We start from the raw sequence: 13,361 nt of genomic DNA, 5'->3' as shown, positions 1-13,361 counted from the left end.
GCTCTAGCCGGCGATGGCGTCCCAGATCAGTTTCACGTTCAGCGCGATGATCGCCGCCGCGATGATCGCCGCGAGCGCGGTGGTGGGCCGGGGCGCCACCAGTTCGCCCATGACGCTGCGCTGCGCCGTGAAGGCGACGAGCGGCACGACGGCGAAGGGCAGCGTCACGCTCAGCGCCACCTGGCTCAGGACGAGCAATTGCGCCGTCGCGGACTCGCCGGCGTAAAGCGTGACGCCGATCGCCGGCGCGATGGCGATGCAGCGGGTGATGAACCGGCGCGTCGCCGGCCGCATCCTCAGCCGCACAAAGCCTTCCATGACGATCTGGCCGGTGAGGGTGGCCGTCACCGTCGAATTCAGTCCGCAGGCGATCAGCGCCACGGCGAACAGCGTCGCCGCGACCGGCTGTCCGAGCAGCGGCGCGATCAGCCGATAGGCCTCGCCAAGCTCGGCGACCTCGGTGTGGCCGGTCGCATGGAAGACGGCGGCGGCGAGAACGAGGATCGCGCCATTGATCAGCAAAGCCAGGAACAGCGCCAGCGTGCTGTCGATCACCGCGAAGCGGATCGCCTCGCGCTTCTTTTCAAGCGGCTCGGCGACGGCGCGCGTCTGCACGACGAAGGAGTGCAGAAAGAGATTATGCGGCATCACCGTCGCGCCGAGAATGCCCAGTCCGATGTAGAGCATCTCGGGATCGGTGAAGAAACGCCGCGTCGGAACGAGTCCTTGAGCGACCTGCGCGAAATCCGGATGCGCCATGACGAGCTGCGCGGTGAAGGAAAGCGCGATAAGCGCCAGCATCGCCACGACGAACAGCTCGATCTTGCGGAAGCCGGCGCGCTCCAGCGCAAGGACCAGAAATGTGTCGAGCACGGTGATGACGATGCCGACCGCGAGCGGCAGGCCAAACAGCAACTGCAGACCGATGGCCGTGCCGATCACTTCCGCGAGATCCGTCGCGAATATGCCGACTTCGGCCAGCAGCCAGAGCCCGACCGCGGTCGGGAAGGAATAGTGGCGCCGGCAGGCCTGCGCGAGGTCCAGCTCCGCGCCGACGCCGAGCCGCGCCGCAAGCGATTGCAGCACGATGGCCATCAGGCTCGACAGCACAGCAACGAACAGCAGAGCGGTGCCGAATTTCGAGCCGCCGGCGAGCGCCGTCGCCCAATTGCCCGGGTCCATATAGCCGGTCGCGACCAGATAGCCGGGACCGAGAAAGACGAAGAGCCGGCGAAGAAACCTGCCGCCTTCAGGCACGTGCACCGATCGGCGCATGTCGCCGCGCTGCGGAACGGGCGCATGGGCGGTCGTCGCTGGCGTCACATTGGTCTCCACGGCGGCGCCGGCGACGGCCGGACGGGGCTTTTCGCGATGTGAGGTTTGCTCGCGGCAGGGAGTTTTGGCCTTAAGGCGCTCCGTTGTCACGCATGTAAATCTTAAGCGTGAAATTTCATGCGCGGCGGAGGGCCATGGCCCTGTCGCTTGCTTGTCGCGTCAGGCGATCAAGGGCATTCTCCGAACTGAGTCGTCGCTTTGCGGACTCTGTCGATGCGCGCGAGACGCGCGGCTCATGCATGCAACGGACGGCAATCGTCTTTTGTGATCCGGGTTTAGGTAGCGGGGGCTAAGAAATGTTCTCACTGACGATTCCGATCAGCTCTGAAGGCGGACATACGAGTTTCCATAACAATGTTCCCGATCCGGCGACTTCGGGCGCCGAACTGCCGACGTTCAAGTTCGAATTGGAAAAATCCGAAGGGCGCGTCGACGGCGCGAGCTACGGCAAGGAAGCGACGGTCGCGCAGCTCCCGATCTCCAAGGACATCGCCGGCGTGTCGATGCGCATGGAGCAGGGCGTCATGCGCGAGCTGCACTGGCACGCGACGGCCGCCGAATGGGGCTTCGTCACCGAGGGACGGGTGCGCACCACCGTGATCGACCCGGCGGGCTGCTCGGAGACCAACGACTTCGAGCCGGGCGATCTTTGGTATTTCCCCCGCGGCCATGGCCATGTCATCGAGACGCTGGGGAAGGCGCAGTGCCATTTCATCCTCGTCTTCGACAATGGCTATTTCTCGGAGTTCGGCACCTTCAGCATCAGCGACTGGATCGGCCACGCGCCCAAGGATCTGCTCGCGAAGAATTTCGGCGTTCCGGCGTCGACCTTCGACAGCTTTCCTAAGGAGGAGGTCTATTTCGCCAGGGGCGACATTCCGCCCGAGACGCCGGCGCCGCCGCTGCAGGGATGGAAGCCGCCGCCGCTCACCCACAAATACGGCCTCTTGTCGCAAAAGCCGTTCGAGACGTTCCCGGGCGGAATCGAATGGCGCGTCGACGGCTCGCAATTCCCGATCTCGACGACCATGACCGGCGTCGTTCTCGAAATGGAGCCTGGCGCCCTGCGCGAACTGCATTGGCATCCCAACGCTTCCGAATGGCAATATGTGCTGAGCGGCCAGCTTTGCGTCACGCTGTTTGGATCGAAGGGGCGCTGGCGCCAGGAAACGTTCTCCAAGGGCGACGTCGGCTATATTCCGCAGGGCATGGGGCATTCGCTCGAAAACGTCGGGACGGAAAAGGTGCGCGTGCTGATCGTCTTCAACAATGCGCATTATCAGACGATCGACCTGTCGCAATGGATCGCCGGCAATCCGCTCGACATTCTCGCGACGAATTTCGGACAGGACCCTTCGGTCTTCGAGAAATTCCCGCGCAGAGACGTCTTTATGACGAAGTGAGCAGTACGAAATCCATTCGAACGGCTCGGATGTCATTCCCGACGCGCGCAAAGCGCGCGATCGGGAATCCAGAGCAAGCCCAGCGCTATTGGATTTGCTCTGGATTCCCGGTCAGGCCTTCGGCCTGCCGGGAACCCTATAATGGGCGCGCGCCAGCAAGCCTTTTCTATTTGCTGATTTTACGCAGCAGCGCCTCGAGTCCCTCGGGGAAAATCAGATCATGCGAGACGGCGATCTCGTCGGCGCTCCACCAACGCCAGCCGAGCACATGGATCTTTTCTTCCTCGGTCAGGTCGCGAGGGCGGGGCGCGAAGCGTTCGGCGCGGATGAGATAATAGCGCTCGACCGCCTGATGCCAGTCGTCGCCCATCTCCATCGGGAATTCGCGCGTGGCGACGACAGGGCCGGGATCGAGAACGGTTAAGCCCGTCTCTTCATAGACCTCCCTGCGCAGCGCCGACTCGAAGCTCTCGCCCTCCATCACGGCGCCGCCGGGCGTGGCCCAGAAGTGATGATGTCCGAGCGCGAGAAAATGCGGCGTCAATCCGCCGGCGTAGCGCATGAGCAGAACGTCATTGTCCTGATCGATGATCAGCGCGCGCGCCGCCTCGCGCCGCGGCAGTTCGCGACCGTCCCATGGCGCCGCGATCTCGGCGCGGCCTTCCGGCGTCGCCCAGTCGACGAGCGACCATTTCCCGTCCTCATAGGCGATCCAGTTCGGCGTGGCATTCATCACCGGATGTTCGCGCTTCGCATCGAGCGCCTTGCCGGCGGCGAGGCGCCAGGCGATGTCGAGCACGCCGGCATGGGCGACGACGAGCACGATCTTGCCGGCGCTCTCCTTGGCGATCTGGGTCAGGGCCTTGCGCACGCGCTCGGCGAAATGTTTGAGCGTCTCGCCTTGCGGCGCCGCGAAATCCGGCTTGCGCGTCAGATAGTTCGGATAGATGTCGGCGTGCGTCGCCTGCACTTCGGCGTGGGTGTGCCCCTGCCAGACGCCGTCGTCCTTTTCCCGCAGGGCGGGGGTTTTGGCGACGTCGATGTCGCGCGCGCTGGCGATCGGCGTCGCCGTGGCGAGCGCGCGGCGCAGGTCGCTGGAATAGACCCTGTCGAAATGCGCGCCGGCGAGCTCCTTTGCGAGCGCGGCGGCCTGCGCGCGTCCGCGCGCATTGAGCGCGATGTCGAACTGGCCCTGGAAGCGCCTTTCGATATTCCAATTGGTCTCGCCATGGCGCACGAGACACAGAAGCGTACGGGGCATATCGCTTTCGGATTTAAGGCGCAGGCGCCGCTGTGCAAACCTGCCCGGCGTCCGCGCGTGCGGCGCGGGGCGTTCTAGAGCTTCAGAGTGCAAAAGTCAGTCCGCTTTTATGGAGACGCGGCGATTCACCGCGGGACGTCTTGGAGCGCCGTAGGAAGGACAACCCGCCATTCCCGAACAGCGCGCCTAAACCTTTGATTTTGAATGTATTCTTGGCAGATGCGCTCTGACGCGGCGGGATCAGTGCCTCAGACCGGTGGTGAACTCCCCGCTCCGCAACTTGGCGGGCAGCGTTTCAGCGAAGGCGGCGACCGAGTCCTCGCCATAAGTGGCCACCAGTTCGCGCAACGCCGCGCAGAGCGCCGCGTAGGCGAAGGAATCGCTTTCGATCCCTGCAAGAATGGCCTCCGCAAAAGCCTCGGTGACATAGGCAAGGGCGGCTCGCTGCTGTTCTCCGCAGGAGTCGCTGAGCGCGGCGACGTCTAATGGGTTCATGGCGACACTCTACCGAAGCCGCCTGCGGCGCGCGAGGCGACGCTTGCCGAAAGGTTAATTTCGCGGGCCCGTCAGGGGCTTCCGTAGCGATAGGTGATGTCGCGGGTCAGCCGGGAGGCCTCCGAGAGATAGCGGGCGATCGCCGTCTTGGCGTTGGGCGTGCAGGCGCGGTAGGTCAGCTCATAGCCGTGGAATCCGCGGTTGTAGGACGCCATCAGCTTCTGGCGGCGCGATCCGCTGGGGGCGTCGGCGTCGAGCAGCGCCGCCATTTTCCCGCGCCATTCCTCGCCGTCGCCGGCGCCGCAAAGGTCGCGCAGGAAGGCGAGGGCGCCGAGAACCTCGGAGAGCCGCGTGATCTGCGGCTCATAGGGCGGCGGCGGCCGTTCGGGGCCGGTTGGCGCTTGCGTTGCCGTCGCCGCGGTCCCGCCCGCCGCCGGCGCCTGCGGCTGATTCCGCGACTTTGTCTGGCTTTGGGCGCCCCCGTCGCGTCTGCGCGGGGGCGTACGCTCGGGCCGCCTCGGTTCGGGCGCCCGCCGGTAGCGGCGGCCGCCGTCAAAGCCGCCGAAGAGGAAATCGAACGGGTCCTGCGCCGTCGCTGCGCCCGAAAAAAGCGTCGCGGTCGCCGCCATAGCAAGCGCCGCCGCGGCGCGCCTGGATTGCGCCGTCATGGGTGCCGTCATGGGTAGAGCCGCTCCTTTCGCCAATCCTCGCCCGGCGCCGCTCGGAAAAAGCGGACGCGGTCATGAAGCCGAAACGGCCGATCGGACCAGAATTCCATGGCGATCGGCGCGATGCGGAAGCCTCGCCAATAGGGCGGCCGGGGAATCGCGCCGATTGGATATTTGGCGGCGAAGGCCGCGACCGATTTCTCGAGCGCGAAACGGCTCTCCAGCGGGCGCGACTGCTGGCTCGCCCAGGCGCCGATGCGCGAGTCGCGCGGGCGGCTGGCGAAATATTCGTCCGCCTCGGCGTCGGCGACCGGGATGACGGGCCCGCGCAGCCGCACCTGACGGCGCAGCGACTTCCAATGAAAAAGCCCCGCCGCCTGCATATTGGCCTCGAGTTGCCGCCCCTTGGCGCTCTCGGCGTTGGTGTAGAATACGAAGCCGTCGGGCGTCCATTCTTTCAGAAGCACCATGCGCGCGTCGGGCAGGCGATCGGCGTCGGCCGTCGCCAGGGCCATCGCCTCAGGATCGTTGGGCTCTTTGCGTTTGGCCTCTTCGAACCACTGTCCAAACAATGCGAAAGGCTCCGCGGCGTCGACAAAGTCACCCGGCGTTAACGCGTTCAAGCGAGAATCCTTTCTCAAGCCGAGTCAAAGATCGGCGCTTCCGAAGGTGGCGCTTTGCAGTTCCCACGCGTCAGACATACCGCTGCTTGCGCCATTGCTCAAATGGCGTGCGGCGCAAAGCTCATCGTCCTGACGGCGGCGGCCGGCGGATTGGCCGGCTGCGCGATCGTCGTGCCGATGGCCTCGGAGCCCTCGATGTGGAATGCGGAGCGCGTCTCGTCCGACGTCACCGGCGCGATCGGGACGCCGCCGCCGAAATTGTCGCGCGCGCTCGATACGGAAGACCATCGGCGCGCCATCGCGGCTCTAAGCACGGCGCTCGATCCGCAGGGCAGCGGCGCGAGCGTCAATTGGGACAATCCGCAGAGCGGCGCCAAAGGCTCCTTCACGCCTGTCGGCCAGCCCTATCCGCTGGAGGGCAGGATTTGCCGCGCCTTCCATGCCGACATCGTCGTTAAAGAAACTCAGGAAAGCTTCCAGGGCGCCGCCTGTCGTGAAAAAACCGCCGAATGGGCGCTCATCGAAGTGAAGCGCTCCGGGAAAGGATGACATGTCCGCGCCGTTCGGCAGACGAATGGTTGTGACGACCATCGCCGTGATCCTCGCGATCCCGGCGTTCTTTGTGCTTTCCCGCGCGATCGCCGCGTGGCGGCAAGGCTACGACTGGGCGGAAATGGACTGGGACGACAAGGGATATACGTCGCTCAAGGATTTCCTGCGCGCCGCCGACGTCGGCAGGCGGCCGGTGAACGTCAACGAACAGTCCTGCGTCGAATATTACCTCTACCGGGAGGGCATGACGGTGAAGATCGTCTGCCCGCGCGACTAAAGCTAAAGCAGCACGCCCGGGTTGAGGATGCCGTTGGGGTCGAGCGCCGCCTTGATCGCGCGCATGGCGTCGAGCGCCACAGGATCCTTCGTCTCGCGCAGGAGATCGCGCTTCAGCCGTCCGATGCCGTGTTCGGCCGAGATCGAGCCGCCGAGTTCGCCCACGACGCCGTGCACGACGGCGTTGACATCCGCCCAGCGCGAGAGGAATTCGGCCTTGTCGCCGCCGACCGGCTGCGAGACGTTGTAGTGGATGTTGCCGTCGCCCATGTGCCCGAAGGGCACGGGCCGCGCCTGGGGGAACGCGGCGCGCAGCCGTCGTCCCGCCTCTTCGATGAAGCGCGGAATCTCGTTCACTGGAACGGCGATGTCGTGCTTGATCGAGCCGCCTTCGCGCTTTTGCGCGTCCGACATGCTTTCGCGCAGCTTCCACAAGGCCTGCGCCTGATCGAGCGATTGCGCGAGAGTCGCGTCCTGCGCCAGGCCGGCGTCATGCGCCGCGGCGAGCAGGTCGGCGGCGGCGCGCTCCGCTTCGCCTTCCGAAAAGGCCGCGAGTTCGATAAGCGCGTACCAGGCGTGCGGTTGCGCCAGCGGGTCGCGCGTCCCAGGAATATGGCGCAGCACGAGCTCCAGCCCCACGCGCGACAGCACCTCGAAGGCGTTGAGCGTCGGACCCGCGCGTCCCTTGACGAAATTCAACAGGTCTAGCGCCTGATCGGGGTCGCGCAGTCCCAAAAAGGCGACGGCGCGCGAGCGCGGCCGCGGGAACAGCTTCAGGGTCGCGGCGGTGATGACGCCGAGCGTTCCTTCCGAACCGACGAAGAGCCGCGTCAGATCATAGCCGGTGTTGTCCTTGCGCAGCGCGCCGAGGGTGGACAGCAGCCGGCCGTCGGCAAGCGCAACCTCGACGCCGAGCACAAGGTCGCGCATCGACCCATGGGCGAGGACATGCACGCCGCCGGCGTTGGTCGCGAGATTGCCGCCGATCGTGCAGCTGCCTTCCGACGCCAGCGACAGCGGAAAATAGCGTTGGGCGTCCTGCGCGGCGTCCTGCGCCTGCGCGAGCGTCACGCCGGCCTCGACCGTCATCGCGTCGGCCGCGGCGTCGACGCCGCGAATCCGGTTAAGCCTTTCGAGCGACAGCACGATGGATGCGCCGCTGGCGTCGGGGGTCTGGCCGCCAACGAGGCCGGTGTTGCCGCCCTGAGCGGTTACGGGCGCGCCGGCTTCATTGCAGAGCGCAAGGATTTCAGCGACTTGGCGCGCGCTTCCGGGCTTGAGAACGCACAGCGCGCGACCGTGATAGAGGTCGCGGGGCTCCGCCAGATAAGCCGACATCGCCGTCGCATCGGTTACGACGGCCGTCTCGCCGACAAGGGCCGAGAGACGAGAAAGCAGAAGAGGCGCGTCAGACCGATTGGCTGTCACAGTCAGTAAGATGCGCCCTTTTTGTCGCGCTGTCCTTAGCGATAACGACGGCGACGATTATCTTTGTGTCGGGCGTAGACATAAGCGCGCATGGCGACGGGCGCGCTCGCGAGGACGACGCTGCACAATGTTGCGGCGATAAGCGCATTCATCATGACGATCTCCTTCCAGATCACGGAAATCATTCAACTTCCGGCTACGCTGGACTACATCGCAAATCCTATGCCTGATTTGCCGGGCCGACAACTGGGCTTGACGAAAACGACGCCGCGGCGCGGCGTTTCTTGACTCTCCTGTGACATTCTCGGCACAGAATCGTTACGCAGGTGCCAACAAATTCAGCCGAGCAGGCGCCGTTTGGCGGATTTGCGTCGGCTTTCCTTCTCGAAAACCGCCACGATCTCGACATGCGCCGCATAGCGGAACTGATCGAGAGGCGTGATTTCCCGAATGACGTACCCGCCTTTGAGCAAAATTGCGGCGTCGCGGGCGAAACTTTGTGCATGGCAGGAGACCGCGACGACGGCCGGGACGGCCGATCGCGCGATTTCAGCCGCCTGCGCGGCGGCGCCCGCGCGAGGCGGATCAAACACGATCGCGTCGAAGTCATTGAGTTCGCTGGCGTTCAGCGGCCGTGCGAAGAGATCGCGCTCGGCGCCGTCGAGCGTCCGCAGCCCCTGCGCCGCCTGCGCGGCGGCGCGCATCGCCGCGACCGCGGCCGCGTCCAAATCATAGGCTTTGACCTGCGCCCGCCGGGCCAACCGCAGCGCGAAGGCGCCGACGCCGCAGAACAGATCGGCGATGCTTTGCGCCTTCTCCGTCGCCTTTAGGACACGCGCGGCGATTTCCTCTTCGCCGGACTGGGTCGCCTGCAGGAACGCGCCGGGCGGAAGCGTCAGCGTCGCGGGGCCGATGTCGATGTGCGGCGCCCGGCGCAGCGCGACGAGACGGGCGTGATTCGTCAGTCGCGCGAGATCATGCGCGTCCGCCGCAGCAATCAGCGCGCCGGTTTCCGAATCATCGAGCGGCCCGGCGCCGCGCAGGTCAATGTCCAGCCCGCCAAGCGTCGCCGTGACCGCGATGTCGAGCGGCTTGCCGCGCGCCGCGAGAATTACGGCGATGGCGCGGGCGGCGTTCAGCGCGCCGCCAAGCTCGGGCGCAAGCAGGGGGCAGGCGTCGATCTCGACGATTCGATGCGAGCGCGCCGCCATGAAGCCGACGTGCGCCGCGCCGGAGTCGAATCGCGCATGAAAGGCCACGCGGCGCCGTCCGCCGCCGTGCGCGTCGACGAGCGGCGCGACGCCAAGCTTCAGCCCGGCGTTCGCAAGCGCCGTTTCGACGAGGCCGCGCTTCCACGCCGCATAGGCGTCGGCGCGCAGCGTCTGCACGGCGCAGCCGCCGCAATCGCCGAAGCGGGGACAGATCGGCGCGATGCGCAGCGGCGACGCGTCGACGATGTCGATCAGTCGCGCATGGTCGCCGTCGACGTCCGCGGTCACGGTCTCGCCGACGAGCGCATAGGGGACGAAGACGCGCCGCCCGCCAAGCCAGGCGACGCCCTCGCCGCGCGCGCCGAGGCGCTCGATGACGAGACGTTCGGCGCTCATGATCGCGCGGCGTGAATCAGGAATTCGCGATTGCCGTCGCCGCCGGCGATCGGCGAGGAAATGACGCCGCAAACGCGCCAGCCGAGAGCTTCAATGTCGCGTGCGACGCGGGCGCAGACCTGCGCGTGGATCGCCTCGTCGCGCACGACGCCCTTCTTTACGGCGGCGCGGCCGGCCTCGAACTGCGGCTTGATCAGCGCGACGAGATCGGCGCCGGGCGCCGTGAGCGCAAGCGCGTGCGGCAGCAGCACGCCAAGCGAAATGAAGCTCGCGTCGATCACGATCAGGCGCGGCGGCTCGCCAAGATGTTCCGCCGTCAGCGTGCGCGCGTCCTGGCCTTCGAGCGACGTGACGCGGGCGTCTCGGCGCATTTTTTCGTGCAATTGCCCGTGACCGACGTCGACGGCGACGACATGGCGCGCGCCGCGCGCCAACAGAACGTCGGTGAATCCGCCCGTCGAGGCGCCGACGTCGAGACAGAAGCGCCCCTTGGGATCGACGCCGAAATGATCGAGCGCATGCGCAAGCTTCACGCCGCCGCGCGACACCCAGGGATAAGCGGCGCGCGCGACGATGTCGGCGTCGGCGGCGATCGGCTCGGAAGGCTTTTTGACGATCCGGCCATCGACGCTGACGAGGCCGGCTTCGATCGCCTCGCGCGCCTTGGCGCGGCTCTCGAACAGGCCTCGCGCATGGAGCGCCGTGTCGGCGCGGGTCGCGCCCATCGTCATTCTCCCGTCTGCAGCAGCGTGCCGGCGCGGCGCGCGCCCTGCAGCATCCTGCCGAATGCGATCGACGCGACCGCGAACAGCGCGATGTCGATGGCGAAGCCCTGCGCCAGCAGATCCCAGCGAACGACGCGGTCGATCAGCACACCGCGCAGCCCTTCGAACACATAGGTGGGCGGCAGCAGCCAGGACACGGGCTGAAGCCAGGCCGGCAGCGCCGACACGGGATAATAGACGGCGCCCAGCGGTTGAACGATGAAGATCACCGACCAGACGAGATTCTCGACGCCAAGGCCGAAACGCAGGAGCAGACCCGACACAAACAGGCCGACGCCCCATGCGAAGCACACAAGCACGGCGAAAAAGGCTGCGAAGGCCACCCCGAGCGAGAGCAGATCGAAGCCGAAGAACAGCGTCGCCAGAAAGATGATCGGAATCATGCCAATGCTCAGGCGCACGATGCTCATCGCCATGAGCGCGACAATGAACTCCACGGGGCGGAGCGGGCTCATCAGCAGATTGGCGAGATTGCGCGACCACAATTCTTCGAGAAAGGAGAAGGAAAATCCCTGTTGCGCGCGGATCAATATGTCCCACAGCAAGACGGCGCCGATCAGGGCGCCGGCCGCCGCCATCGGCACGCCGCCCTCCGCCGGAACGCCTGCGCGCGCGAGGAAGGTTTGCATGAAACCCCAGGTGAGCATTTGCATCAGCGGCCAGTACATCATTTCGAGCATACGCGGCAGCGACGATCGAAGGAGATAGATGTAGCGCAGCGCCATCGCGCCGATGCGCTTGAAGGAGAAACCGTGGGTCACGAAGATTCCCCCTTCGCGCGGCCGCGGGCGACGTCGAGAAACACTTCTTCGAGCGTGTCGCGGCCATAGCGCGCAAGGAGATTTGCCGGCGAATCGTCGTCGACGAGCGCGCCGTCCTTCAACATCAGCACGCGGTCGCAGAGACGCTCGACCTCGCCCATGTTGTGGGAGGCGAGCAGGATCGCGCAATTATGCGTGCGCCGATGCGTCTCCAGCCGCGCGCGCACCCAGTCCGCCGTGTCCGGATCGAGCGAGGCGGTCGGTTCGTCGAGCAGCAGAAGCTGCGGATCGTTGATCAGCGCTTTGGCGATGGCGACGCGCGTCTTCTGGCCGGCGGAAAGGCGTCCGGTCTGGCGGTCGATAAAGTCGCCAAGCGCGAGATCCGTCGCGAGCTGTTCGATCTTCGCCTCTAGGTTCTCGACGCCGTACAGCATGCCGAAGACGCGCAGATTCTGCCGGACGGTGAGCCGATGCGGCATGTCGACATAGGGGCTTTCGAAATTCATCCGGCCGAGCGCGCCGTAGCGCTCGCGCGACATGTCGCAGCCGAAGACGCGGATCGAGCCTTCCGTTGGCTCGATCAGCCCCATCACCATCCCGATCGTCGTGGTCTTGCCGGCGCCATTGCCGCCGAGCAGTCCGGTGACGGAGCCGGCGTCGAGAGAGAAATCGAGCGGGCCGACGACTCTGCGGAGATCGTAACTCTTCGAAAGGCCGGCGACGGCGAGCGTCGGCGCGACGGGAGTGGCTGACATGCGCGCACATTATCGTCGCGCTCGGGCGACGCAAGTCCATTAGCGCGACTCAATGAAAGGCGAACCGCTGTCTCTCGAGCGCATAAGGACCCGGCGGAGGCCGCAAGCGGATCGACTTGAGAATCCAAAGCGCCATGTCAACATGCGCGGGCGTCGAGCCGGAATATTCTATGACAGTGACGCGGCCGGACGGCAAAACCTTGAAGCCGACTGCGGCGTCGCCATAGCCAAGAGTGGCGGCGTGCGGCGTGTGTTCGCGAATCGTCTGGTGGACATAGGCGTTATAGGCCGCGCAGGCCGGAACATCGCTTGTTCCCGCCCAGCAGGGCGGCGCGCTGTAGCCGCGGTTTTTTGCGTGGACGACAGTTAAGCTGACGAGCAACCACATGATCGCGACGGTCAACGCCGAAGGCCGCATCTTTCCTTCTCCCAATTATTCGAGCGACGCATTCTTTTAAAAAAATTTCTCTATTTCTGGCACGCGGAACAATGGAATGTCGAGCGGCCGGACTGGACGACGCGCGCGATCGTTCCCTTGCAGCCCGGCGTCGGGCAGGCCGCGCCCTCGCGGTCGTAGACGCGGAAACTGTGCTGGAAATAGCCGAGCGAGCCGTCGGTCTGTCGATGGTCGCGCAGCGACGAGCCGCCGGCCTTCAGCGCCTCCTCCAGCACGTCCTTGATCGCCTGCGGCAGCCGCGCCAGCGCCGCCGTCGGCCGGCCGTTCTCCAGAACGAGCGACTTCGCGGCGCGTAGCGGCGAGATGCGCGCGCGGTGCAGCGCCTCGCAGACATAGATATTGCCGAGGCCGGCGATCAGACGCTGGTCGAGCAGCAGCGCCTTGATCGGCGCCGCGCGCGTGCGCAAGGCCGTCGCGAGGAAGGCGGCGTCGAGCGCGTCGCCGAGCGGCTCGACGCCGAGGCCGCGGAACAGCTTGTCCGCGTCGATCTCCTGCGTGGCGATCAGCAGCATGTAGCCGAAACGGCGCGGATCGTTGTAGACGACGCGCCGACCATGATCGAGGTGGAAGACGACATGATCATGCGCGGCGTTCTTGTCGCGCTTGCGGTGAAACGCCCCGGGCGTTTCGTCGTCGACGCGGAACGCGCCGCTCATGCCGAGATGCATGATCAGCGACTGGCCGTCGTCGAGATCGGCGATGAGATATTTGGCGCGGCGGCGCAGGTCGAGAACGCGCCTGCCCTGAAGGCGCGCGGCGAGGCGCTCGGGAAAGGGAAAGCGCAAATCCCGACGGCGGAGTTCGACGCGCGCGATCGTCGCGCCGACGAGCGCCGGGGCCAGTCCGCGCCGCACGGTTTCGACTTCAGGCAGCTCAGGCATGCAATCAGGTTGACCCCGTCGGAGGCCGGCGCGCCAAGGCGGCGCGGGCGTAGCCACCGGCCCGGCGACAGGCT

Annotated in this window: 16 protein-coding genes; 4 read left to right on the top strand and 12 right to left on the bottom strand. The window is 66.0% G+C overall.

Going from position 1 to position 13,361, the window contains the following annotated elements; all coding sequences use genetic code 11:
• Positions 1-3 precede the first annotated feature (3 nt).
• Positions 4-1,275: an Nramp family divalent metal transporter gene (locus tag AB7F41_RS12860; RefSeq protein WP_428382214.1), complete on the bottom strand. Its 1,272-nt coding sequence runs from the start codon at positions 1,273-1,275 to the stop codon at positions 4-6.
• 356 nt (positions 1,276-1,631) lie between these two features.
• Between AB7F41_RS12860 and AB7F41_RS12855 the strand changes: the two genes are divergently transcribed.
• The gene (locus AB7F41_RS12855) at positions 1,632-2,738 is read left to right on the top strand and encodes a cupin domain-containing protein (RefSeq protein WP_428382112.1); all 1,107 of its coding nucleotides are present in this window, start codon (positions 1,632-1,634) and stop codon (positions 2,736-2,738) included.
• Between the two features lie 166 nt (positions 2,739-2,904).
• On the opposite strand, the gene AB7F41_RS12850 is transcribed toward AB7F41_RS12855, so the two are convergent.
• From AB7F41_RS12850 to pdxH, 4 genes are all read right to left on the bottom strand, one after another.
• Positions 2,905-3,999, bottom strand: a complete 1,095-nt coding sequence (locus AB7F41_RS12850) for a histidine phosphatase family protein (RefSeq protein ID WP_428382110.1) — start codon at positions 3,997-3,999, stop codon at positions 2,905-2,907.
• 240 nt (positions 4,000-4,239) lie between these two features.
• Complete coding sequence (locus AB7F41_RS12845; RefSeq protein ID WP_428382108.1) at positions 4,240-4,494, bottom strand: hypothetical protein; 255 nt, start codon at positions 4,492-4,494, stop codon at positions 4,240-4,242.
• A 71-nt stretch (positions 4,495-4,565) separates the two neighbouring features.
• Positions 4,566-5,174 (bottom strand): TIGR02301 family protein, encoded by a 609-nt coding sequence (locus tag AB7F41_RS12840; RefSeq protein WP_428382106.1) that lies wholly within the window; start codon positions 5,172-5,174, stop codon positions 4,566-4,568.
• Positions 5,171-5,785 (bottom strand): pyridoxamine 5'-phosphate oxidase, encoded by a 615-nt coding sequence (pdxH, locus tag AB7F41_RS12835; protein WP_428382104.1) that lies wholly within the window; start codon positions 5,783-5,785, stop codon positions 5,171-5,173. Before pdxH ends, AB7F41_RS12840 begins: the two co-directional genes overlap by 4 nt.
• Positions 5,786-5,887: 102 nt before the next feature.
• Between pdxH and AB7F41_RS12830 the strand changes: the two genes are divergently transcribed.
• Positions 5,888-6,334, top strand: coding sequence for an RT0821/Lpp0805 family surface protein (locus AB7F41_RS12830; RefSeq protein ID WP_428382102.1), 447 nt, complete (start codon positions 5,888-5,890; stop codon positions 6,332-6,334).
• A gap of 25 nt (positions 6,335-6,359) precedes the next feature.
• Entirely contained in the window at positions 6,360-6,614 is a 255-nt protein-coding gene (locus AB7F41_RS12825; RefSeq protein ID WP_428406601.1) for a hypothetical protein, read from the top strand.
• Positions 6,615-6,616: 2 nt separating this feature from the next.
• Here AB7F41_RS12825 and AB7F41_RS12820 read toward each other — a convergent pair whose 3' ends face one another.
• Positions 6,617-7,951, bottom strand: a complete 1,335-nt coding sequence (locus AB7F41_RS12820; protein ID WP_428382098.1) for an FAD-binding oxidoreductase — start codon at positions 7,949-7,951, stop codon at positions 6,617-6,619.
• A gap of 180 nt (positions 7,952-8,131) precedes the next feature.
• On the opposite strand from AB7F41_RS12820, the gene AB7F41_RS12815 reads away from it, so the two are divergent.
• Positions 8,132-8,329, top strand: coding sequence for a hypothetical protein (locus tag AB7F41_RS12815; protein WP_428382096.1), 198 nt, complete (start codon positions 8,132-8,134; stop codon positions 8,327-8,329).
• A 50-nt stretch (positions 8,330-8,379) separates the two neighbouring features.
• Here the strand turns inward: AB7F41_RS12815 and AB7F41_RS12810 are convergent, their stop codons facing one another.
• Genes AB7F41_RS12810 through mutM form a run of 6 tightly spaced genes read right to left on the bottom strand, consistent with a single transcriptional unit; the run spans position 8,380 to position 13,287 of the window.
• Positions 8,380-9,648: a class I SAM-dependent RNA methyltransferase gene (locus tag AB7F41_RS12810; protein WP_428382094.1), complete on the bottom strand. Its 1,269-nt coding sequence runs from the start codon at positions 9,646-9,648 to the stop codon at positions 8,380-8,382.
• The gene (locus AB7F41_RS12805; protein ID WP_428382090.1) at positions 9,645-10,373 is read right to left on the bottom strand and encodes a TlyA family RNA methyltransferase; all 729 of its coding nucleotides are present in this window, start codon (positions 10,371-10,373) and stop codon (positions 9,645-9,647) included. The genes AB7F41_RS12810 and AB7F41_RS12805 overlap by 4 nt, the downstream gene beginning before the upstream one ends.
• A gap of 2 nt (positions 10,374-10,375) precedes the next feature.
• Positions 10,376-11,158 (bottom strand): ABC transporter permease, encoded by a 783-nt coding sequence (locus tag AB7F41_RS12800; RefSeq protein WP_428382212.1) that lies wholly within the window; start codon positions 11,156-11,158, stop codon positions 10,376-10,378.
• Positions 11,159-11,190: 32 nt separating this feature from the next.
• Positions 11,191-11,949, bottom strand: coding sequence for an ABC transporter ATP-binding protein (locus AB7F41_RS12795; RefSeq protein WP_428382088.1), 759 nt, complete (start codon positions 11,947-11,949; stop codon positions 11,191-11,193).
• Positions 11,950-11,998: 49 nt separating this feature from the next.
• Positions 11,999-12,367, bottom strand: a complete 369-nt coding sequence (locus AB7F41_RS12790) for a hypothetical protein (protein WP_428382086.1) — start codon at positions 12,365-12,367, stop codon at positions 11,999-12,001.
• A gap of 50 nt (positions 12,368-12,417) precedes the next feature.
• Entirely contained in the window at positions 12,418-13,287 is an 870-nt protein-coding gene (gene mutM, locus AB7F41_RS12785) for a bifunctional DNA-formamidopyrimidine glycosylase/DNA-(apurinic or apyrimidinic site) lyase (RefSeq protein ID WP_428382085.1), read from the bottom strand.
• Positions 13,288-13,361 lie beyond the last annotated feature (74 nt).

This window comes from Methylocystis sp. (assembly GCF_050251305.1).
In the GTDB taxonomy this organism is placed as follows: Bacteria; Pseudomonadota; Alphaproteobacteria; order Rhizobiales; family Beijerinckiaceae; genus Methylocystis.
The sequence above is the reverse complement of the archived record's forward strand: the minus strand, read 5'-3'. Positions and strand labels throughout refer to the sequence as shown.

Excerpts from the sequence above, each read along its gene's own strand:
- AB7F41_RS12860 (WP_428382214.1), bottom strand. The coding sequence starts at position 1,275 with ATGCGCCGATCGGTGCACGTGCCTGAAGGCGGCAGGTTTCTTCGCCGG.
- AB7F41_RS12855 (WP_428382112.1), top strand. The coding sequence starts at position 1,632 with ATGTTCTCACTGACGATTCCGATCAGCTCTGAAGGCGGACATACGAGT.
- AB7F41_RS12850 (WP_428382110.1), bottom strand. The coding sequence starts at position 3,999 with ATGCCCCGTACGCTTCTGTGTCTCGTGCGCCATGGCGAGACCAATTGG.
- AB7F41_RS12845 (WP_428382108.1), bottom strand. The coding sequence starts at position 4,494 with ATGAACCCATTAGACGTCGCCGCGCTCAGCGACTCCTGCGGAGAACAG.
- AB7F41_RS12840 (WP_428382106.1), bottom strand. The coding sequence starts at position 5,174 with ATGACGGCACCCATGACGGCGCAATCCAGGCGCGCCGCGGCGGCGCTT.
- AB7F41_RS12830 (WP_428382102.1), top strand. The coding sequence starts at position 5,888 with ATGGCGTGCGGCGCAAAGCTCATCGTCCTGACGGCGGCGGCCGGCGGA.
- AB7F41_RS12825 (WP_428406601.1), top strand. The coding sequence starts at position 6,360 with ATGGTTGTGACGACCATCGCCGTGATCCTCGCGATCCCGGCGTTCTTT.
- AB7F41_RS12820 (WP_428382098.1), bottom strand. The coding sequence starts at position 7,951 with ATGTCGGCTTATCTGGCGGAGCCCCGCGACCTCTATCACGGTCGCGCG.
- AB7F41_RS12815 (WP_428382096.1), top strand. The coding sequence starts at position 8,132 with ATGGCGACGGGCGCGCTCGCGAGGACGACGCTGCACAATGTTGCGGCG.
- AB7F41_RS12810 (WP_428382094.1), bottom strand. The coding sequence starts at position 9,648 with ATGAGCGCCGAACGTCTCGTCATCGAGCGCCTCGGCGCGCGCGGCGAG.
- AB7F41_RS12805 (WP_428382090.1), bottom strand. The coding sequence starts at position 10,373 with ATGGGCGCGACCCGCGCCGACACGGCGCTCCATGCGCGAGGCCTGTTC.
- AB7F41_RS12800 (WP_428382212.1), bottom strand. The coding sequence starts at position 11,158 with ATGGCGCTGCGCTACATCTATCTCCTTCGATCGTCGCTGCCGCGTATG.
- AB7F41_RS12795 (WP_428382088.1), bottom strand. The coding sequence starts at position 11,949 with ATGTCAGCCACTCCCGTCGCGCCGACGCTCGCCGTCGCCGGCCTTTCG.
- AB7F41_RS12790 (WP_428382086.1), bottom strand. The coding sequence starts at position 12,367 with ATGCGGCCTTCGGCGTTGACCGTCGCGATCATGTGGTTGCTCGTCAGC.
- mutM (WP_428382085.1), bottom strand. The coding sequence starts at position 13,287 with ATGCCTGAGCTGCCTGAAGTCGAAACCGTGCGGCGCGGACTGGCCCCG.